This is a genomic window from Paenibacillus sp. 01T47 (assembly GCF_056398245.1).
The window spans coordinates 23,509-43,825 of record NZ_JBFTPA010000016.1; the positions used below are offsets into that span (position 1 = coordinate 23,509).

General features: G+C 45.5%; 20 protein-coding genes. 3 read left to right on the top strand and 17 right to left on the bottom strand.

The genetic code is table 11. The features are described 5' to 3' along the window. Position 1 precedes the first annotated feature (1 nt). From AC1DOV_RS25410 to AC1DOV_RS25455, 10 genes are all read right to left on the bottom strand, one after another. Positions 2–1,171 (bottom strand): glycosyltransferase family 4 protein, encoded by a 1,170-nt coding sequence (locus AC1DOV_RS25410; RefSeq protein ID WP_477551331.1) that lies wholly within the window; start codon positions 1,169–1,171, stop codon positions 2–4. Continuing rightward, positions 1,168–2,553 (bottom strand): hypothetical protein, encoded by a 1,386-nt coding sequence (locus AC1DOV_RS25415; protein ID WP_441884904.1) that lies wholly within the window; start codon positions 2,551–2,553, stop codon positions 1,168–1,170. Before AC1DOV_RS25415 ends, AC1DOV_RS25410 begins: the two co-directional genes overlap by 4 nt. 21 nt (positions 2,554–2,574) lie before the next feature. Then, the gene (locus tag AC1DOV_RS25420) at positions 2,575–3,690 is read right to left on the bottom strand and encodes a glycosyltransferase family 4 protein (protein WP_477551332.1); all 1,116 of its coding nucleotides are present in this window, start codon (positions 3,688–3,690) and stop codon (positions 2,575–2,577) included. Between the two features lie 95 nt (positions 3,691–3,785). Beyond that, on the bottom strand, positions 3,786–4,475 hold the full coding sequence (locus AC1DOV_RS25425; protein ID WP_477551333.1) for a sugar transferase: 690 nt from the start codon (positions 4,473–4,475) through the stop codon (positions 3,786–3,788). Next, positions 4,472–5,380 (bottom strand): UTP--glucose-1-phosphate uridylyltransferase GalU, encoded by a 909-nt coding sequence (galU, locus tag AC1DOV_RS25430; protein WP_076269101.1) that lies wholly within the window; start codon positions 5,378–5,380, stop codon positions 4,472–4,474. Before galU ends, AC1DOV_RS25425 begins: the two co-directional genes overlap by 4 nt. Positions 5,381–5,568: 188 nt before the next feature. Beyond that, positions 5,569–6,261: a CpsD/CapB family tyrosine-protein kinase gene (locus tag AC1DOV_RS25435; RefSeq protein ID WP_339204780.1), complete on the bottom strand. Its 693-nt coding sequence runs from the start codon at positions 6,259–6,261 to the stop codon at positions 5,569–5,571. Further along, a complete protein-coding gene (locus tag AC1DOV_RS25440) occupies positions 6,242–6,997 on the bottom strand; it encodes a YveK family protein (protein ID WP_076269103.1) in 756 nt (251 codons plus the stop codon). Before AC1DOV_RS25440 ends, AC1DOV_RS25435 begins: the two co-directional genes overlap by 20 nt. 163 nt (positions 6,998–7,160) lie before the next feature. Further along, positions 7,161–7,445, bottom strand: coding sequence for a hypothetical protein (locus AC1DOV_RS25445; protein WP_430059502.1), 285 nt, complete (start codon positions 7,443–7,445; stop codon positions 7,161–7,163). A gap of 862 nt (positions 7,446–8,307) precedes the next feature. Beyond that, positions 8,308–9,357 (bottom strand): M42 family metallopeptidase, encoded by a 1,050-nt coding sequence (locus AC1DOV_RS25450; protein WP_477551334.1) that lies wholly within the window; start codon positions 9,355–9,357, stop codon positions 8,308–8,310. Positions 9,358–9,400: 43 nt separating this feature from the next. Beyond that, positions 9,401–9,877 (bottom strand): GyrI-like domain-containing protein, encoded by a 477-nt coding sequence (locus AC1DOV_RS25455; protein WP_477551335.1) that lies wholly within the window; start codon positions 9,875–9,877, stop codon positions 9,401–9,403. Positions 9,878–10,041: 164 nt separating this feature from the next. Between AC1DOV_RS25455 and AC1DOV_RS25460 the strand changes: the two genes are divergently transcribed. Genes AC1DOV_RS25460 through AC1DOV_RS25470 form a run of 3 tightly spaced genes read left to right on the top strand, consistent with a single transcriptional unit; the run spans position 10,042 to position 11,954 of the window. After that, positions 10,042–10,635 carry a bifunctional transcriptional activator/DNA repair enzyme AdaA gene (locus tag AC1DOV_RS25460; RefSeq protein WP_441884915.1) on the top strand — a complete coding sequence of 198 codons (594 nt, stop codon included), beginning with the start codon at positions 10,042–10,044 and terminating at the stop codon, positions 10,633–10,635. Continuing rightward, positions 10,619–11,134, top strand: coding sequence for a methylated-DNA--[protein]-cysteine S-methyltransferase (locus tag AC1DOV_RS25465; protein WP_477510701.1), 516 nt, complete (start codon positions 10,619–10,621; stop codon positions 11,132–11,134). Before AC1DOV_RS25460 ends, AC1DOV_RS25465 begins: the two co-directional genes overlap by 17 nt. A 1-nt stretch (position 11,135) precedes the next feature. Beyond that, positions 11,136–11,954 carry an SPL family radical SAM protein gene (locus AC1DOV_RS25470; RefSeq protein ID WP_477510702.1) on the top strand — a complete coding sequence of 273 codons (819 nt, stop codon included), beginning with the start codon at positions 11,136–11,138 and terminating at the stop codon, positions 11,952–11,954. Here the strand turns inward: AC1DOV_RS25470 and AC1DOV_RS25475 are convergent. The 7 genes from AC1DOV_RS25475 to AC1DOV_RS25505 form a co-directional block, all read right to left on the bottom strand. Then, positions 11,951–12,646 (bottom strand): DNA alkylation repair protein, encoded by a 696-nt coding sequence (locus AC1DOV_RS25475; protein ID WP_477551336.1) that lies wholly within the window; start codon positions 12,644–12,646, stop codon positions 11,951–11,953. The two genes, AC1DOV_RS25470 and AC1DOV_RS25475, sit on opposite strands and share 4 nt — an antisense overlap. Positions 12,647–12,664: 18 nt before the next feature. Beyond that, positions 12,665–13,282: a DNA-3-methyladenine glycosylase family protein gene (locus AC1DOV_RS25480; RefSeq protein WP_477551373.1), complete on the bottom strand. Its 618-nt coding sequence runs from the start codon at positions 13,280–13,282 to the stop codon at positions 12,665–12,667. A gap of 455 nt (positions 13,283–13,737) precedes the next feature. Next, positions 13,738–14,316, bottom strand: a complete 579-nt coding sequence (pgsA, locus tag AC1DOV_RS25485) for a CDP-diacylglycerol--glycerol-3-phosphate 3-phosphatidyltransferase (RefSeq protein WP_441884921.1) — start codon at positions 14,314–14,316, stop codon at positions 13,738–13,740. Between the two features lie 61 nt (positions 14,317–14,377). Then, the gene (locus AC1DOV_RS25490; protein WP_477551337.1) at positions 14,378–16,318 is read right to left on the bottom strand and encodes a family 10 glycosylhydrolase; all 1,941 of its coding nucleotides are present in this window, start codon (positions 16,316–16,318) and stop codon (positions 14,378–14,380) included. Between the two features lie 110 nt (positions 16,319–16,428). Then, positions 16,429–17,910 (bottom strand): extracellular solute-binding protein, encoded by a 1,482-nt coding sequence (locus tag AC1DOV_RS25495; RefSeq protein WP_477510705.1) that lies wholly within the window; start codon positions 17,908–17,910, stop codon positions 16,429–16,431. Between the two features lie 104 nt (positions 17,911–18,014). Continuing rightward, positions 18,015–18,884 (bottom strand): carbohydrate ABC transporter permease, encoded by an 870-nt coding sequence (locus AC1DOV_RS25500; protein WP_477551338.1) that lies wholly within the window; start codon positions 18,882–18,884, stop codon positions 18,015–18,017. 24 nt (positions 18,885–18,908) lie between these two features. After that, positions 18,909–19,865, bottom strand: a complete 957-nt coding sequence (locus AC1DOV_RS25505) for an ABC transporter permease (protein WP_441884929.1) — start codon at positions 19,863–19,865, stop codon at positions 18,909–18,911. Positions 19,866–20,317 lie beyond the last annotated feature (452 nt).

Sequence of the window (20,317 nt, forward strand, 5' to 3'; positions counted from 1 at the left end):
ATTAGAGCACCTGCTTTACTGGATAACTGACGTTCAAGGATTGCATATATGTTTTCAATACTTCTTTGTGATTGTAATGGGTGCGCAAGAAGCTTTGCGATGACTCCAGCAATGATTTTGCCCTTTGAGGATCATCGAATAGCTGCTTGATTTTCCCATAAAATTGCTCCGGCCGATCAGCGACCATGATATGCTCGTTATCTACAAGTCCTGTTCCCTCGTAGCCGATGGAGGTGGAAATAACCGGCAAGCCGTTCTGAATCGCTTCAATCGTCTTCAGCTTGACGCCCGCTCCGTTCTGCATCGGGTTAACGAATAAATAGCCGCTTCGGTATATTTCATCCAAACTCTTTGGCGTATCATGTACAATGACATTCTTTAGGTTGTAGCTCTCGAGCCAGCTGAGGCTCTGTTTTCTGCTGTTCCCTGCTATGATGAACTTATAGTCCGGCTCCTTCAGCATCAGCGGGTGGATATGCTCCAGATACCACTGAATTGCTTCTCGGTTGTTCGGCATAAATAGGGAACCAATGAACACGACATGCTTGCTGCGAAAATCACTAGCTTCGAAGTTGACCTTCGTAACCGGAGGCGGAAGGAACAAGCTTTTTGCAGCAGGATGCTGTTTGCGGAAGCTTTCAAATTCCTTGCTCGATATAAACAAGTATTTATCCACCTTCTCCAGCATTTTTTTTTGCAAAATCGTGAATTTGCGGCTCTCCATGTGGTAATACATTTTGTGAACGACGTTTTTGGTGCTATTGGCTAGCGCCTTGAAATAGACCGCTTCATCGTTATGCACCCGCAGGATAACCGTATCATGCTTGATCTTTGGATTTTGCAATACCGGATACACGTAGTCGCCTTCAAGCAGTACATAATCATAATCTCCTGCCAGCTCTACATTACTTAATTCACTGCGCGACTGCACCTGCATCGGAATAACATGCAGCAGATCAGCCAGCTTGCTTCTTCGATCACATAACGTGATCTCTTCCACGTAATTATATACTGTGTCCATATCTTCCTTAGATGGCATCTGCTTGCCGCAAACGAGCAAGTGGATCTTCCAGCCAAGCTCCGCGAGCACCTTGATTCTCCCCCATGTGTCTACCCTTCCGCCATGATCGGCGGGATAGGGAAAATCACTGCACACCACAAGCATCTTCATTTGGATACCCCCGACCTTTTTGGTTGATCTATATCGTTTTTGCCTAAATAAAGGCTAATAAAAGCAAATAGCAGCCATATCTCATATTTAATCTCCAAGGAAACAAGAAGCATTGAAAATAAGATAAAAACTAAAGCAAGAAATAATATAGAGCTGGATTTCACTTTGACGATCAGGTTTTTGGCAAGCAGATAAAAGAACACAACTGCGAAGAGCCCGCCAAACATAATCCATTGGAAAAAGCCCGATTTGACGCCTAAGTTTTTGTCCGAGCCCGAATATTGCAACAGCTCCCCCGCATTAATTTGGCTGATGCCAAATGTATTGTAATAGAAATGGGACATCATGCTGATCGAATCATTCACATACTTATCGAAATACATGAGATATGCTCCTGTGCCAACCCCGAGCGGATTGTGAAACACCGTAATCAGCGCGATGATGATCGTTCCCATACGCGTGTAGGAAGATGTGTAGTTTTCGATGTCATTACTGAACGAGCTGACCAGCCCCGCAGAAAAATTAGTGATGAACATATACATGGCCAGAACGACTGAGATGAGCAAAACAAAATTTTTCTTTTTTCGAAAATCCAAAAACTTAATCATCGTCACGACTAGCGTGAACAAGCTGATAATCATAAACCCTTTGGAGCCTGTAATAAATAAGTAAAACAGAAAAAAACCTGAAGCATAAACGATCGTTAGCGTCTTGCCGAAGCTGTTCAAATACTTTGTCAGATATACCAAAATGGATGCATATACGACCACGATGGAGCCCGTCGTGCTGCTCTCTGAGGTCAACATCCGAACCCTCCAATAAGGGCTGCTCCCTGCATGCAAATACGTGAAGGCGTTCGGCATACTCATAAGCTCCAAGATCATAATGACCGTCAGCAGCGTAACGATTGCAAGGAAGCAACCATACAGCGTCTTAAAGCTTGTAATTTTGGAAAAAACGAGCTGCATATGCCTGATATAAAGCAGGATGAGCACAAAATAAATAAGTACCTTTATCGCTTTGCCAAGCAGACTCTCTGATCCGAAGCTGTAGCTGCCTTGAATGAATTGAATTAGCAAATAGGCAATGCTGATAAAGCACAAATATAAAATAAATCCGAATATATACTTCTGCAGCATGCTGCCATGCATCACCCGCTTATGCTTCGCCAGCAGCCCAATTTCGCATAACACAAACAGCGGAACCAGCAAAATAATGGGTGACCTGCCAATCTCGCCGATTATATTGACTAACGGGAAATCCTGGTAGACGGTCAGCACCAGCAAGAAGCATAAATAAATCGCCAAAAAGATTTGCTGCTTCTCTTCTTTTTTGGCTAATTTAGCTTTAATCACTAGATTGCTTTGCAAGATTTGGCTCATCTTCTCTCCATCCCCGTAAATCTAGACGTATTTTTTGACGGCGGAGGATAACGGTTTGCTTGATTTCTGCAAGGCTTCCTCGTAAAGCCGCTCGATTTGGTTGTTCATTTTATCCGAATGGAATTTCTCTTGGAAAATGTCCCATCCCGCTAAGCCAAGCGCTCTCAGCTTCGGCTTGTCCAGCTCATGAATGATGTCTGCCAGCTGCTGCTTATTATCGAAGTCGAATACATACCCATTAACGCCATCGCTAATAATTTCCGGCAGCGCACCTCGATTGCTCGCAATAACCGGTTTCTTATTCCGCAGCGCTTCAATGGCGACGATGCCAAAGCCTTCCCAGCGAGATGGAATAATGACCGCATCACAGGATTGCATATAACGATCGATCTGAGAATTGTCCACCCAGCCGATCTTAATTGTGTTCTCAGGAAACTTGTATTCAACTTCCTTCAGCACAGTATCGCCAACCAAATATAAGCGAACGTTTGTAAACTGATGCTTGTTGAACACCTCAAGCAGCAGATCAAACCCCTTCTGCCGATCGAAGCGTCCTACATAAAGTAGATGAATCATGTCAGGATCAGTCTCGAAAGGCGGCGTGCTTACTTCCAACGTATCCGAAACGCCGTTATAGACGACTCCCGACTTGGCTGCTGGCAGTCCATAATGCATGGCCTTCTCATATTCATGCCTCGAAATATTGATAATGAAATCAGTCCGGAGTGCGAGCGTCTTCTCTACTAAGGCGAATATCCGCTGCTTCCACGGCTTTATATCCATCAGAAAAGCCCAGCCATGCGCATTATAGATGACGATCGGGCGCTTGCTCTTGAAAAAAAACAACGTCCGCAGGAAAACACCTGCGAACGTTCCGTGTACATGTACAATATCAGGCTTGAAGTCCTTTACCTTACGATGAATAGCTTTCATGGCTTTCACAAAATAAGCCGGCTTCCTCTTGTAAGGGTACAAGCACAATCGATCTTGGCTAATTTGAAGCGACTCAGGGCTCGAATTCTGCTCAGAAGCCATAAGAAAAATATCATGTCTGCTCGCTTGGTAGCTCAGCACCTCGTTCAAGTGCGTCTCGATACCGCCCTTCGTAAACTCCGAAATATGCAGGATTCTTGCCATTTTTATCAACTCCTTAAGTTTTGCGTAGCAAAACTGACTTCGTAAGCATTAGCTTAGTTTTGCGTAGCAAAACTATCTTCGTAAGCTTTCACACTCTAAAAAGCATCCTGAGAGCCGACTAACGTTTTCACCGTTCTCAGCATAATTTTGAAATCGAACCAAATGCATCGCTTCTGAATATAAGTTAGGTCAAGCTCAACCATTTGCTTAAAGCATAGATTGTTTCTGCCGCTTACCTGCCAAAGTCCCGTGCAGCCTGGCGTTACGGACAAGCGCTGCTTGTCGTACTCCGTATATTCCGCTACCTCCCTTGTAAGAGGCGGCCTTGGACCAACCAAGGACATTTCGCCCCTCAGCACGTTCAGCAGCTGAGGCAGCTCATCGATGCTCGTTTTGCGAATGATCTTGCCGATCTTTGTAATGCGCGGATCATCCTTCATCTTGAACATTGCACCGCTAATTTCGTTCTTATCCAGCAGATCCTTCAGCTTGTCCTCGGCACCCGTCAGCATCGAGCGAAATTTGTACATGCGAAACGGCTTCTCATCCTTGCCGATCCTTGTTTGATAGAAGAAGACAGAACCTTTAGGGTCCTCCCACTTAATAAGGATAGCGATGATGATAAACAGCGGGCTTAACAGGATTAAACCGACTAGCGAACCAACAATGTCAATCGTGCGTTTGATAATCGAATACATGCTTACCGTTTGCTGAGCGCTGCGCCTATTCGAATAGTAATCAGAAACGCCGATTACCGCTTCATCCTGATATTGTGGAGGTGTCATCTTCTATCACTCCTTCCAGCTAATAACTGTTTGCTAAGCTCCCGTTCCATTAATTCCTCAAGCTCAGTCATCAACTGATACTTAATTTCATTATTTCTTAAGGCAAAGTCAAGCGTCGTCATAATGAAGCCTAGCTTCTCTCCGACATCATAACGAATGCCTTGGAAATCAAAGGCGTAAACGCCTTTTTCTACGTTAAGCTTTTGAATCGCATCGGTAAGCTGAATTTCGCCTCCAGCTCCGCGCTCATGGCGTCCTAAATATTCAAATATATCGGGAGTGAGCACATAACGGCCCATGATGGCTAAATTAGAAGGCGCTTGTCCTTGCGGCGGCTTCTCTACAAAACGATTGACCTCATAAAGATTGTCTACCCGCTGTCCTGGGTCAACGATACCGTAACGATGCGTCTGATCAACGCCAACCGTCTGTACGCCAATAACCGAGCGGCCGGTTTTCTCATATTGCTCAATAAGCTGCCTAGTGCAAGGGACTTCTGCTTCTACAATGTCATCCCCAAGAAGCACTGCAAACGGCTCGTCCCCAATGAAGTTGCGAGCGCACCATACCGCATGCCCAAGCCCCTTCGCTTCTTTTTGCCTTATGTAGTGAAGATTCACATTTGATGATTTTCTTACCTTTTCCAATATATCCAGCTTGCCTTTTTCTTCTAATATATGCTCAAGCTCAAATGCGATATCGAAGTGATCTTCAATCGCCCGCTTTCCTTTACCCGTTACGACGATGATATCCTCAACGCCTGATTCAATGGCTTCCTCTACAATGTATTGAATGGTCGGTTTATCGACGATCGGAAGCATTTCTTTTGGCATCGCTTTGGTTGCCGGTAAAAACCGTGTTCCAAGTCCTGCGGCGGGGATAATGGCTTTTCTCACTTTTTTCATTTGATTTCACCCTATCCTATTATTTTTTTTTGGTTGTTAAGGGGCATCTAACCCCTCCTCACGTCACACCCTTGACGATTAACGTCTAAGGTCGGCTGACCCACAGCATGACCGAGTGCCTCCGGTGATAGAGGTGCAGGAGACATTACCTATCTATTTCTTGCTTCTATGAGCTGGAGCAAAGACGATTAAGCTTCTGTCTTTTCTCCGTAGTAGTAAGAGTAGATATCTGAATGATTTCGATTGATCTTATTAAGCACGACGCCGATAAGATTTGCTTTCACATGTTCAAGTGACGCTTTTGCTTTAAGGGCAACATCTTTTTTCACTTTTCCCGAGTCGATCACAAGAACGACCCCATCGCTTTGCGTTGCTACAATTTGAGCATCCGTTACAGACATGATCGGCGGCGTGTCGATAATGACGACATCGTACCGCTCTCTAGCTGTCTTAAGCAGCTCCGCCATTTGCTCCGACGAGAGCAGCTCGGAAGGATTGGGAGGCGTTGGCCCCGCTTGGATAATGGACAGATTGTCCGTATTCGTAAACTGAATGATGTCCTCAAGCTTCAGTTGGTTCAATAAAGCCGTCGTTAAGCCGCTGCGGTTGGACTTCCCAAAGATATGATGCTGCGAAGGCTTGCGGAGATCCGCATCAATCAGAAGCACCTTTTTGTTTGCTTGTGCAAACGCGACTGCCATATTGGCGCATGTCGTGCTTTTGCCCTCGCTTGGCTTGGAAGAGGTGACCATAATAATTTGCAGCTTTTGATTAATTGTCGAGAACTCAATGTTTGTCCGCAGCATCCGGTACCCTTCAGAAATGGGCGATTTGGGATTAAGCTCCGTTATCAAGTTCCATTTAGGAATCAAACGAGACATTTTGTTCCCTCCCTGCATTCGTCTTTAACGTGGCGTTGCTGCTGTGTTCTGTCGCATCCCGCTCTTCGAACTTCGGAATCGATGTTAGTACTGGTACTTCCAGCAGTGCCTCGATGTCCTCTTCGGTCTTAATCGTGTCATCTAAGTAATCCAGCAGGAAGGATATGCCTACACCTACCATCAATGCCAGCATGAACGTGACCGCAATGTTCATCTTAGGATTCGGAGCAACGGGCCCGTGTTGTTCATGCGGATCAGCTTGGTCCAGCACGGAAACATTATCTACCTTCATCAGCTCTGGAACCGATTTTTGAAAAACGATGGCGATCGCATTCGCGATTTTTGCTGCTTGCTCATAGGAGTCATCACGTACCGATATGGACATGACCTGTGTTTCATTCACTGAGCTTACGCTTACCTTGCCGATGAGCTCGCCGTATGTCACACCGAGATCCGGGTATTGCTTGACAACTCGCTTCATCATTCGCGGCGTTCGCAAAATCTCTTTATAGGTTTTGATAAGTCCGATCGTGGAGTTAATCGATCCAACATCTATGCTCGGAATGAGCGAGCTGCTGTCCTTATACTGGTTAACGATTAACTTAGCGGATGCTTCATACTGTGGTTTGATAAAGTAGCTGGAGTAAATGCCGATGGTTAGACAGCTCACTGAAATAATTAAAGCTATCATCAGTAGCCTTCTTTTCACGATGATCCAATACTGTTTTAATTCCAAATCATTTCCTCCATTGCTTTAAAATCATCCGTTGCCGAACTTCACGAAAGTTGTTCTTAATGAATATTAAAATTCTCTCATTATTCGAAACGCGAACTTTTGGGCATCGTTTGTTTACAGGAATAGGTTTATCCATGGATTCCTGCTTAGACATAAAATGTTATCATCTCGTGTTATTAATGAACTCATCCACGGTCCCGCCATTCATTACATGCTCCATCATATCGTCAGAGCAGGCTTGTAGGCCGATCTTACCGAGCAGCTGAGATATCAGCTTCGCCATGTCAATCGGTTCATTATGGATTAGGCAGCCAGTTGCCATAAGCAGCTCAGGCAGCGACCTCGCTTCCGATTGACCGTCTTTCTGTAATAGAGAAGGATCCTCGGATAGTATTTTCAAAAACTGCTTCAGCTTCATCTGCTTCTGCTCCTGATTTGAAACATTCATCTCTGAAACCTCCATTCATCAGCTCGCTCATACATTTTGAGTTTTGGAAAGCTTCTTGTCTCTCTTTGCACTCTAGTATGACACAGATGATAATAATTCTTGAGGGAATAAAGACATGGTCACACTTAGACAATCTTGCTCATTTTCATTATGGTTTTCATAAGTACGGACTCCTAATTGATGCGAATAGTGGGATATGTCATGTCATGTTTTTTATCGCCAAATTGATAATTCTGACTATTGAAAGCGCTTAATAAATTTTGGGTGAAAGTCCCACTTGGGACTCATGTTTTCCCGCATACTTTTTCCCTCTAACCCATGTAAAATAAAGGTTTTTTTCCTGTTTGCCACTTTCCAACGAACGAAGAATCCAATTAAAATTCCACTAATTTAGCGAAAAAATAAGGGACTATTGACCAGCATCCTACCTAAGCAGCAGTAAAACACCATTCGACATATTTCGCATTCCTCTTTTTCCTGTACGTTTTAACCCCTAACTGCCGCAAATTTACACTTAAAAAACAAAAAAAAGCGGGGTTTGAATTGAAAAAGGGACTATTCGGAGCCTAAAAAGCGGATATTCCATCGTTCTCAGCTAATCGATCATACGTTTCAGCAATCTATATTTTGCACCCTGTCAGGATAAACCAACATCATTCGGGATAAATATAAAGCTTCTAAAGCACTGAAATCATAGAGCATTCCCTATCTTTTTGTCCCAAAATAACGCTTGGCGCTCTTCTACTAACGTCCTACTTCATTGTCTTTCTGACAAGTTTAGTCATCAAAAAAAAGAAGAGCATCGATGTCATCGCCGCTCTTCTTCGCATTTTTTCTACCTATTGTATATTAACTAGAAATCTTACTCCATGACATAAGCCAGAAGCAAAGCGGACGTGCCTACGATGGCATCTGCGTGTGTGCGTTCCATGCCGTGGGAAGCGTGAACGCCCGGTCCGATTAATGCCGCACGAATATTGCTTCCGCCGCGCAGCGCAGCCGATGCATCGGAGCCGTAGTGCGGGTAAATATCTACTGCATAAGCTAGGTTCTCACGCTTCGCTAATTCAATTAACTTAGTCGTCATATTATAATCGTATGGTCCAGTCGAATCCTTGGCGCAAATGGATATATCCTGCTCTGTCGCAGAAAGATCATCTCCCAGCGCTCCCATATCCACCGCAATCATCTCCGTTATATCCTCAGGAATATAAGAACTTCCGTGTCCCACCTCTTCGTAGGTCGAGAAGATCAGCTTGAGTGTATATGCAGGTGTGTTCCCTTCACGCTTGAACCATTCCATTAATCCAAGCAGTGCTGCTACGCTTGCTTTATCGTCCAAATGCCGTGACTTCACCCAGCCATTCGGAAAGATGCGCACTCGCGGCTCCCACGAAATGATATCGCCTACGGAAATGCCCAGCCCCTCTGTATCTGCTTTGGTTTTCACCAGCTCATCTATGCGAATTTCCATATTCGCTTCTTCGCGCTTCCACTCCCGCGAATCGGAGTATACATGCACAGAGGCTTTCGTAGACAACACCGTTCCCTCATATTTCCGGCCGTCACGCGTGTGAATAACGCAATACTCCCCTTCGACCGTTTGCATATTGTAGCCCCCGATCGACGTGAAGCGAAGCTTCCCATCAGACTTGATCGAACGAACCATCGCTCCAAGCGTATCCAAATGCGCGGTTATGCCGATCACTTTCTCTGAATTGACGCCTGGAATGGTTATCATTCCGTTGCCCTTTGGCGTTATTTCGAGCGAATAGCCAAGCTTCTCTGCTTCCTCTCCTAAATGCTTTACAATGTCCATACAGTACCCGCTAGGGCTTGGAATGTTTAGTAAAGCTTCGAGCTGGCTAAGAATAAAATCCCGATTAAGCTGTTTCGAAAGTGGCAATGACATGATATTGTGCTCCTTTTAAAGCTATATTTTTTATAACCTCTCATTACTTCAATGCAATATACAAATCAATTTCATTATCGGGACTTTCGGGTTGATATCGTTCATCCCAAATTTCAAAATCGTAGTTTTTGGGTTCATTTCCCGTTTCACTCATCCAATCGCCATAGACATAGCCGTACGAACGACTTAGCTCGGATTCAAGTCCTTTGTGCTTGTATGTAACATACTTACTTTCAGTCACGGTATGACTAGTCATATCTACTGGAACATCAGCTTGTTCACTTACCTCGTAACAGACCAGATTCGTAAACCGATCGACATGTGGGTCAAAATCATCATTCATGGGGTAGATTTGCATTAAAATCACATTTTCATTTTTTCTATTCATAATTTCCGCTTTTCTTTCAACGAGTAATCGATAAGTATTCTTGCCAAGACCAGACTCAAACTCTGTTATGTTAGCTTCAATACGATAGCCTACAACATGTAATAAAGGTAATGTTATTACTTTAGCTTCCATAAGCTCTCCTCCATTAGCAGCATTGATCCTTCTATTTTACGCGATTGCGCGTCAGGATCAAAGTCTACCCTCTAATCATCCCGCTTTCGTTATCTTGCTTTTACATTCTAAAATACGTACATACGTTCACTTTCGAGGTTATACTAATGATGGAGGTGAGCAAAATGGTGAAACAACACTCAGAAACATTGACCGAGGAACGGTGGCATGCCATCTTAAGCAACAATGCTGCTTATGACGGGATCTTCTTTTACGCGGTGAAAACGACAGGAATATTTTGCAGGCCATCCTGCAAATCCAAACCGCCCAACAAAGAAAATATTGCTATCTACTCTACGGCCGAGCAAGCTTTATCTGCCCGCTTTCGCCCATGCAAACGATGCAAGCCTACCGGGATGCGCCTGCCTGATGATGAATGGATTCATTTAGCTGCCGAATATATCGACAGAAACTATATGAACAACTTAACTTTACAAGTCGTTGCCGATCAATGTCACGGCAGCCCCTATCACCTGCATCGGACCTTCAAAAAAATCAAACACATGACACCCGTTGAATATATACAGCAATTACGAGTCGATAAAGCGAAGGAGCAGCTGACATCATCCGATTTGTCCATTTCAGAGATCGGTTCAAGCGTCGGCATGCACAACACGCCGTATTTTGTAACGTTGTTTAAGAAGAAGACGGGCTGCACACCCGCAGCCTATCGGCAATTGCACAAACAGGAGGCTGATTCGAATGACCAAACACAGTAAACCGCCCATTTATTGGACATTGCTCACGTACGAAACTTGGAGCCTATACGTTGCAGCCACAACGGAAGGACTCTGTTTTATCGGCTCTCAGAATGAACCGATAGACGAGCTGGTCCAATGGGCAAATACCCGCTATCCAGGCAGCCCTTTACTAGAGAATGTTGAGTTGCTCCAGCCTTATACAATTGAAATAGCTGAATACCTTCAAGGTTCCCGCAAGCAATTCAGCATCTCCTTCCACTATCAAGGAACAGCCTTCCAACAGGAAGTATGGAAAGCACTTTGCGATATTCCTTATGGGGAAACGAAGTCTTATTCCGATATTGCCCATCAAATCCAGCGGCCCGCAGCTGTTCGCGCTGTGGGCACGGCGATTGGCGCTAATCCGATCTTAATTACAATTCCCTGCCATCGCGTCATTGGAAAGAACGGATCGCTGACAGGCTACCGCGGCGGCATAGAAATGAAAACAAAGCTGCTACAGCTGGAAAAACACTAATATGCCGATCGAATATTTATATACACAGCCCAAAACCTTATTGAATAAAGGAACCGGCTTTCTTACCGGCTACAGCCATTCTTTAAATCCTTATACAGGGTGTACGTTTGGCTGTTCCTACTGCTATGTGCGGAAAATGCCTGTTTCTTTATTTCGAGGCGCCGAATGGGGAACATGGGTCGATATTAAGAAAAATGCTGCTGAAGTTTTTCGCAAACAATTTTTAAGAGAAAAGTCTAAAGGTCCGGTTACTATTTTTATGTCATCCAGCACTGATCCCTATCAGCCAATTGAATATAAGGAACAAATTACTCGCTCCTTGCTCGAGGTGATGGTTGATGACCCGCCTGATTTTTTGTTTGTGCAAACGCGAAGCCCGCTTGTTCAGCGGGATATTGATCTGCTCTTGCGACTTGGAGAGAAGGTTCGCGTCAGTATGACAGTCGAAACAGATCGCGAGGACATTCGAAAACATTTTTCACCGAATGCCCCACCGATTAAGGCTAGGCTAAAGACGCTTCAACTGCTAGCTGATGCGGGCGTTCCCACTCAAGCGACGATTGCCCCCATGCTGCCAAGCAGTGAGCAATTCGCCGAAATACTGCGCCCGCTCGTTGAACGCATCTGCATAGACGATTATTTTATGGGTGACGGAAGCAGTGGAAAACGAACGCGACAACTAGGCATCAATGCTTTGTATGAGCAGCTAGGTCTTGAGGAATGGTATCATCCGGCTGCTTATCGCGTCGTTTACGAGCGGTTCAAGCAGGTTTTTTCGGAGGATCGCATTTATGTAAGCCAGGAAGGCTTTGAGCCTTAGCTTTTTTTTCGTTTCATACCGCGTATTAAGATTTTGGTTTCTTGATCGACGCGGTATGATTCTATTATTTTTTGCAGAGCTTTGTTATAGGTGAAATCATCTAAAGAATTAGCACCGCTTTTCAAATAATTCATAGTAGCCTCTGGCTGCTTAATATAACAAATTGACAATGCCCAAGCTACCGCCATCTTGACGTAATACGTCTCTCGTTTCGTCTGATCAAGCAGCTGCAAGAGGCGCTCGATATAAGTTTCTTCAATATAATACCCAAGCAGCATAACGACGCCAAAGCGTATCTCATACTCTTTGTCAGATACCAAATACGGCTGTATGAAATCCCATACCGCTAACTTATTGTCCGTTGTAAATTTCAGCCCATTGCAAAAGCTGTCACAGACTGACCAATTGTCTATCTTCGGAACAAATTCAGCGACAATGTTTAAACGTTCTGTGATATCCGCTTGAGCATAACCAATGACCATCCCCTGCAGCATCACTTCCTCAAAGTACTCGCTATCTGCATCCTTTAAATAGGTACGCCAGTCATCACTTGCTATCGACTTGGCCAGCTGGCGCAGCTTCGGCAGCCGAACGCCTAATACATTATTAATTGTAGGAATAAGCGCAGCCGTAAATTTCTGAAAATCGTCTTCCTTCAATGCTATGAGCTGTTCTTTTATTGTTTTCTCCATGTTGTTGCTCCTTTTAGCTTACTCCATTGACAAGGTCCACAAATAAATCGAAGCCACTGAACCATAGGGCGAATACCTTAGCCGGTAGGTATCGAACTGTTCTTTGGTTAAATCTTGAAGACCATACAGCTTCATCATCCCGCGGCGAATGGCAATATCTCCCCAGCTCACGACATCTGGGCGCTCCATCGCATGAATGAGCAGCATTTCAGCCGTCCACTTGCCAACTCCCTTTAAGGACATCAGCTGCTTGATTACCTCTGCATCCGATAAGCGGTTCAGCTCTTCCAGCCGGATTTCACCTTGCATAATCGACTCCGCAATGCTTTTTATGCAAACGGCCTTCTTCATCGTTATCCCGCAGCTTTGAATCTGATCTGCCGTTTGATTAGCTATGTTCGAAGGGGATATTTTACCAAGCCGCACCTGCATTCGCTCCCATATGGTGTGCACTGCTTTAGCTGAAATCAGCTGGCCTACAATCGCATAAACGAGTGAAGTGAATAAGTCCGGCATGATGATGCGTTCGACTTTTCCGAGCCGAGACATGACAGCACCAAGCGCTTCATCTACGCTTTTCAAATAATCGATCTCTGCTTGCCCATAGTCAAAAAGCTTTGTTTGTATCGTTTGCAGACGGCTCGCCCCCTGTAAATCGAAATAAATAGCTGTATATTCTTACTATACCTCATCGGGCTTTGTATGTTTTAATTACCGAATATAATCGCAAGATAACGAAATCGGCGATGATAGAAATAAAGGACATCAGATACCTTATTTGCTTTGATTTCCTCTTTTTTCAGAAGTAACGGACATAGGGTACGCTATTAGGCTCCAAGCGTTATGATTTAACTTGATTTCGACTAAATAGCGAAATCTATGTCCGTTAGATGCAAATTAAGCCCAAATTATGAAGAATAGCGGATTCTATGTCCGTTAGCATCAAGCCTGAGTCACAAATGAATAGGAATGCTTAGAAGGAAAACGACCATTTCATAAAACAGCGGCAGTCTTGGACTGTTTCATCTCGTCCATCGCTGCCGCTGTATTTTAAATGGGATAGGTTTAATCGTTCTACTCTACTTTTATTTCTACTGCAGCAAGCGATAGTTGTTTTTGATGTAGTTAGCTCCGGATAGGATGGTCAACGCTAAGGCAACATACATCAAAATTTGATCAACAGGAATCGCTGTCAAAAAGCTGAGCGGACGATGGTTTAACAACACCGCTGAAATCGCAACAACTTGAAAGACCATCTTAATTTTGCCGAATTGGTCGGCTTGCAAGGCGATTTTTTGAGATGAGGCAACAATTCGAATGCCCGTTATAATAATCTCTCTTCCGATAATCACAACTGCGATCCAGCTGTAAATCATCTGCTCGCCTACCATTAATATTAACGCGGCGGATATTAGCAGCTTGTCTGCCAGCGGATCGAGCAGCTTGCCAAGATTCGTAATCTGATTATATTTTCTTGCGATATGTCCATCTAATTTATCCGTCGCTGAAGCGAGTATAAATAATGCTGCGGCATAATAAATGCCATAGGTATCTATATGTAGAAAAAATTCTGATTTGCTGATTAACCACTCGGGGTATATCGGAAAAAATAAAATAAACACAGGTATTAATAAAATACGAGCAATCGTTATTTTATTCGCTAGATTCATATGGTTCCTCCTTCGCATTATGCTAGTCATTATACCATATGTTGGTAGGCTTCTGAAGAAGCTACCTGCGCGCCTCCATAACTTTTAAAGACTGATTAAGCATATCCCAATCGGTATGCGAGGCGTCAAACAGCATTAGCCCGTCTGTGTACCGGAAAGCCGAACGAAATACCTCACCCTGCCGCTCGGCGCTATTCATCTGATTAAGGGAAATGCCCGCATATACCGGAACTTCTCCACCTGTGGCAATGTTGCCAAGCGCCATATATTTCTCCACCTCGGCCAGCGTATCCTGATACGTACCAATCATGAGGAAATCCAAGTGCCTGACATATCCAGTGCCTCGGTAGTCCTTGGTATAGACGGAGCCCTCCTGAAATTGAAGGCGGCTGTCATATTGAAAATCCGGGCTGGCCCAGTTTGCACCGTTGACATAATAGGTATCAAACCAAGACCCCACGTAGGCAGATAACAAAACATCGCTTCCCGTTTGTCGCTTATGACCGTCCACCATCTCCTTGACCTCCGCAACAAAAGAGGTAATGACGCCTGCACGGAAAGCCCACCAGTCCAAAATCAACGGACCATCTATTCTCGTATTGCCTTGATAATCGAATATGTCCTCTGGCCAACGATGAAGCCGCTTGCCCCTTTCCGCCAAATATGCCTCAAAGCGGCTGCATGCCAAAGGACTGAAATCCGCCGTTTCATTGTCGTATCTGCCCCGGTCCAAAATAATGCCGTCCACCTGATAGCCGGCCATCACTTCCCGGAAAGCAGCCAATTGATGCTCGCGCACCTTCTCATGAAGCGGGTTGGCAAATGCAACCAAGCCCGGAGCCGAGCTGTCTCGCTGCCGCTTGATCACGCCTTCATCTTGATGCTTGTAAACCATTTCCTCCCATTCAGGATGCTCATTTAAAATCGCATATTGACCACGTACAATGGAGCCTTCTGCAAATACATTCATGGATGCATGAATAGCTAGACCAAGCTGATGCCCCTCTTCTATAAAAATCTGCAGCAAATCCAGCTTTGGATAAGGAGTACTCTGCTTAGCGTTTACCAATTCACTCATGTGGGGACGCCTCGTCAGCGGATTTTTGAAGTAAGAAACGTACCCCTCCACCCCTTTAACGTCAAGCGCAATATCCGTAACGCCTGCATGTTTTGCTCGCTGCAGCAGTTTTCTTACAGCGTCCGCAGACTGCAGCTTCCCACTGTTGGCTCTCTGATCTATCCAAAGGATCGTCCTCTGCTTCCTCTCAGCACGGCTCTTAGAAAAAATAGCTAAGCTTCGAGCAACTGGGGTTTCGTTCCCCGCTTTGATCTCCACATCAACAAAGTTGACGCCAAGCGCCAGTTTCAGTTTATGGGCAAAAGCACCCTGCTCGTCTACCACAGCAGCTTCACCATTAACCATTAGCGCCGGAAACTCGCCTGCATTTCCGCCGCTCACATTACCGCTAACTGTAGTAACAGTCTGCGTTTCCGTATAAACGGATGGATGGTTCAAATAAAGGCTGAATTCATGATCAGCAGCGCCTGCCAGCCCGTGATGATCAGTCACCGCACCATCCTTGCGCAGCTTGATACGGTCTCCTTTTCTAAAGCAGGTAGACAAAAAGAAGCGGCTGCTTTCCGGAGCATACAAAGGATCAAGGGCAAGAAGCACGTAACCATCCTCAGGGATGTCTAGTATCGTTGGGCCCGACCAGGCCGGGGCAAAGCCGACAGGCGCTTCATTAACGACGCGTAAAACCAAGCCGCCTGCTCCCACCTGCACCGCAACGCCATTCTCAGGAACAGTGACCGATTCCCCCCATGCGCTTGTAAACAAGACAAGCCACTCTTCGGCCACCGGAATGGTGTTGACAGCCGTTATAGCGTGCCGCTGCCCTTCTAATGTAATCGTAATATCCTCTGGCGCAGCTTCCACTTGGGCATGGATAGCAAGCATATCAACCTCACTGCCTTTATGCGGCTTAAATGGTTCATTCATTTCTGTTCCCCCTCAGTCAATTATGCTAGGCATTTCGCCTGGGCGACAAAGAGGCACCTGCGATTCGCAGCTGCCCCTTTGCCATCAAGCCTACGTCTATAGGCAAGCCATTATTTTGAAATGGTTTGATACCACTCGTTCGCTTCCTTGACGGATTCTGCGCCGCCTTCGGCCATCCATTGCGAAAGGAAGGTATCGTAGTTGTCTCTAGATTGCGCACCTGCGATATACATTAGCACCGTGTCGTCCAGCAGCTTCGTCAGCTTTTGCTTGTTTTTGGATACCGCATCGATTGGCGGCGCAATCGACATCGGATCAACGACAATATTGCCTTTCGCCGCGTTTTCCTGAAACGCCTCATAGTAGCTTTGCAGCACAGGGTCCTTCCGAACGCGTGCCTGCCAGTAAGCCGGATAATCATATTCATTAACCCCGGTCATGTAGGAGCTTGCATTGGTTAAGTCATCATTGAATTTAGGCAGAATGGGATAATATTTTCCATCCTTCACTTCGTGATGAACGCCTTCCTCGCCAATGGCGAGCTTTATGAAGATATCCTTCTTCAGCTTGGTATCGAGCAGCTTGATCGCATGCTCCTTTTGCTTGGATATCTTCGGTATCGCAATAAACCAAGTAGTTGCCAGGTTAACGCCAATCGATGATTTGCCATCCTTGCCAACTAAGTATGGAATAATGCCGATTTTGGCTTCAGGGAAGTTTTTGACAAGGGCAGCTTCTGCGCTAGAAGCACTCCACCAAGCCAGCTTGATCATTGCGGCATTGCCGCTGGAAAACTTCTCAATCGCTTTCGCACTCGTATTGATCGGCATTTCCGAATCCAGCAGCCCTTCGCTGTACAGCTTGTTCATATAAGCCAAAAATTCCTTCATCTGCGGAAGCTCTGCTTTATGCAGCAGCTTGCCATCCACATCGTTCCAGTCGTTCAGCACGCCGAATGCTGCTGCAATATCTCCATAGATAGAATCCTTTGAGCCCGTTAACGGAACAATGTTTTTGGCTTTCTTGATCGCTTTCAACACCTCATACAACTCATCCGGTGTTGTCGGGTTTTTCAAGCTCAGTTCTTCCATCCAATCCTGACGGACAACGAGCTCCTCGCCTACGCTAATGCCAGAGCCAGTCTCCGGTATAGCATAGATTTTGCCGTCAATCGTAACGCTTTCCCATGAATCTTCCTTAATCGCCGCTTTGATGTTAGGGCCATGGCTTTCGATCAGATCATTCAGCGGCTCCAGCGCGCCCGCTGTTGCCAGCTTGTAGAACTGGGCAGAACCCAGCTTCATGATATCGAAGTTTTGCTTGTTCGCAACCATCAAGTTCAGCTTCTCGTCGGCACTTTCCGCCGGAAGCATTTCATAGGTAACCTTGTAGCCGGTCGCATCTTCTATGTTTTTAGCAACCGGGTCTGCGTTCGGATCGAACAGGCTGTACTGCATCAGCATCGTAAGTTTGGGATTGCCTTCGCCATCTCCCCCTGAGCCGCTGCCCGGAGCTGGAGTGGAATTGTTGCCGCATGCGGCAAGAGCAAGAGCAAATACAAGGACTATGGCCAACCAAGAACCTTTTTTCATAGAGTACCCTCCCGAATATGTGTTTTAAAGTCAAACTGCATTACCCTTCCATTGCCCGCTATCTTGACAAGCTGACAGCATCACCGCCTTTCATGCCGATAGGTTTAACCCTTAACCGAACCTACCAGCACACCTTTGACAAAATATTTTTGCAAGAACGGATAAACCATCAGGATCGGCAGCGTAGCTAGCAATATTGAAGCTGCCTGAATGGACTGGGGCGTTGTGTTCAGCGCCGCGTCCACGTTATCCTTCAAAAACTCGCTGCTGGAGGATACCAACAGTTCCTTCAGATACAGCTGCAGCGGTTTGAAATCCTGATTGGTAATGTAGATCATTGATGTAAAATAGTCGTTCCAGAACGCCACCGCGAAAAATAGCGCAATGGTTGCCAGCACAGGAAGCGACAGCGGCAAAACAATGGAGAATAAAATTCGGATGTTGCTTGCTCCGTCCAGCTTGGCGGACTCCTCCAGCCCGTCCGGCAGCCCTTCAAAGTAATTTTTGATAATCAGCATGTTGAACACGTTGATGGCCGCCGGCAGGAATAGAATAGGAAACTGATTTACCAGTCCAAGATTATGCATGAGCAGGTAGGTAGGAATCAGGCCGCCGCTGAACAGCATTGTGAAAATAAACATCAGCAGAAACCATTTTCTGCCTCGAAGCTGAACGCGAGATAATGGATACGCCGTAATGGTCGTGAGGAACAATCCTAACGCCGTCCCCACAATGGCCAAAAGAATCGAATTTTTTAAAGAGTTAAGGAACATGGAATCCTTGAGCACATACATGTACGTTCCGGTCTGAAAGCCAATGGGCAGCAAATTGACCTTGCCGGAGATGACCGCCGCTTCGCTGCTGAACGATTTGGCGATCAAGTTAACGAAGGGCAGCAGCGTCGTCAGACCTACCAGTATGAAAAATAAATAGTTGCAGAAATTGAACAGCTTCTCTGAAAACGATGTTTTCACGGTCACAGCAATCTCCCCTTTCAGTTACCAAATCCCGCGTTGCAGGTATTTGCGGCTAAGCGCGTTGCCCGCCAAGACGAGCGTGAAGGCAATAACGGATTCAAATACGCCAACAGCGGTCGTAAAGCTGTAGTCCTGATTGCCGAGGCCCATTCGGTACACATAGGTGCCGATGACATCTGATACCTTGTATACTGTGGGATTGTACATGACGAGAATTTGCTCTGTGCCAGCCTCCAGAATGCTGCCGAGCCTTAGAATAAACATCAGCAGTATAATGGGTGCGATGCCAGGCAGCGTAATGTGCCACAGCTGCTTCATCCGCCCCGCTCCGTCAATCTTGGCTGCTTCGTACAAGCCAGGATCAATCGTGGCGAAGGCCGCAAGATACACGATGGTACTCCACCCCGTCTCCTTCCAGCCCGCTGAGGTAATCAGAACACCTCGGAACACGCTGTTGTCCAGGAAAAACGAGATCGGCTCCATGCCGATCATACCCATTGCCTTGTTGACCAAACCGCCGTTGCTGGAAAGCATGTCGATAAATAGACCGCTTACGATAACCCAGGACAGAAAATGTGGCAAATAGATAACGGTCTGAATCGCGCGCTTGAACAACATCCGCCTGATCTCATTCAACAGCAGGGCAATGAGAATCGGCAGCGGGAACAAGATACCGATCTTCAGAAAACTGATAATAACGGTGTTTTGAAAAACATGCAGAAAATCAGGAGAGTTGAACAGTTTGGCAAAATGCTTCCATCCCACCCACGGGCTAGCGTCATAGCCATCAAAGATATTGAAATCCTTAAAGGCGATGGTAATGCCATACATCGGGGCATATTTGAAGAGCAAAAGAAACAAAATTCCAGGGACAAGAAGTGCATATAAATCCCAATCCCGTTTGACATCGGCAGCAAGCCGTTTGACATAATTGTTTTTAGCCTGGGGCTTATCCAGTGGTGCCGTTGCGCTTTTCATCGTATTCCCCCTCGATTTGATGCTTTCTACCTAAAATTGTAGTATCCAGCGCTCAGGGTTGGTAGAGTAATGCCATTACTATTTCTGGTACTTTGATGTTTGATTTCTTCATAAACAAGGTGTAACGGCTGTCGCCGTTCTTTGATGGCAAACCCTTACGGGTGATATAGAAGTCGACTTCATTGTGTAAGAGCTATAAATTTTTTTATAAAAAAAGGGCTGCCCGTAAAGCAATTCCCGAATCATTCAGCCTCCACTTTTCACGTAATATGCTAGCAAAAAAGAACCTTCAGATTCACTTTCGTAGTGGTTTTGAAGGTTCTTTTGCGCACACTATGGGATTCTCTCACACCGATTCACCCTTTTTGGATATCCCCCTTTCTAATCCGGCAAGTATGCACTTCTACATTGTTCTTCATTATTTTCTATACTGCATATTCGCAGGATAGCGG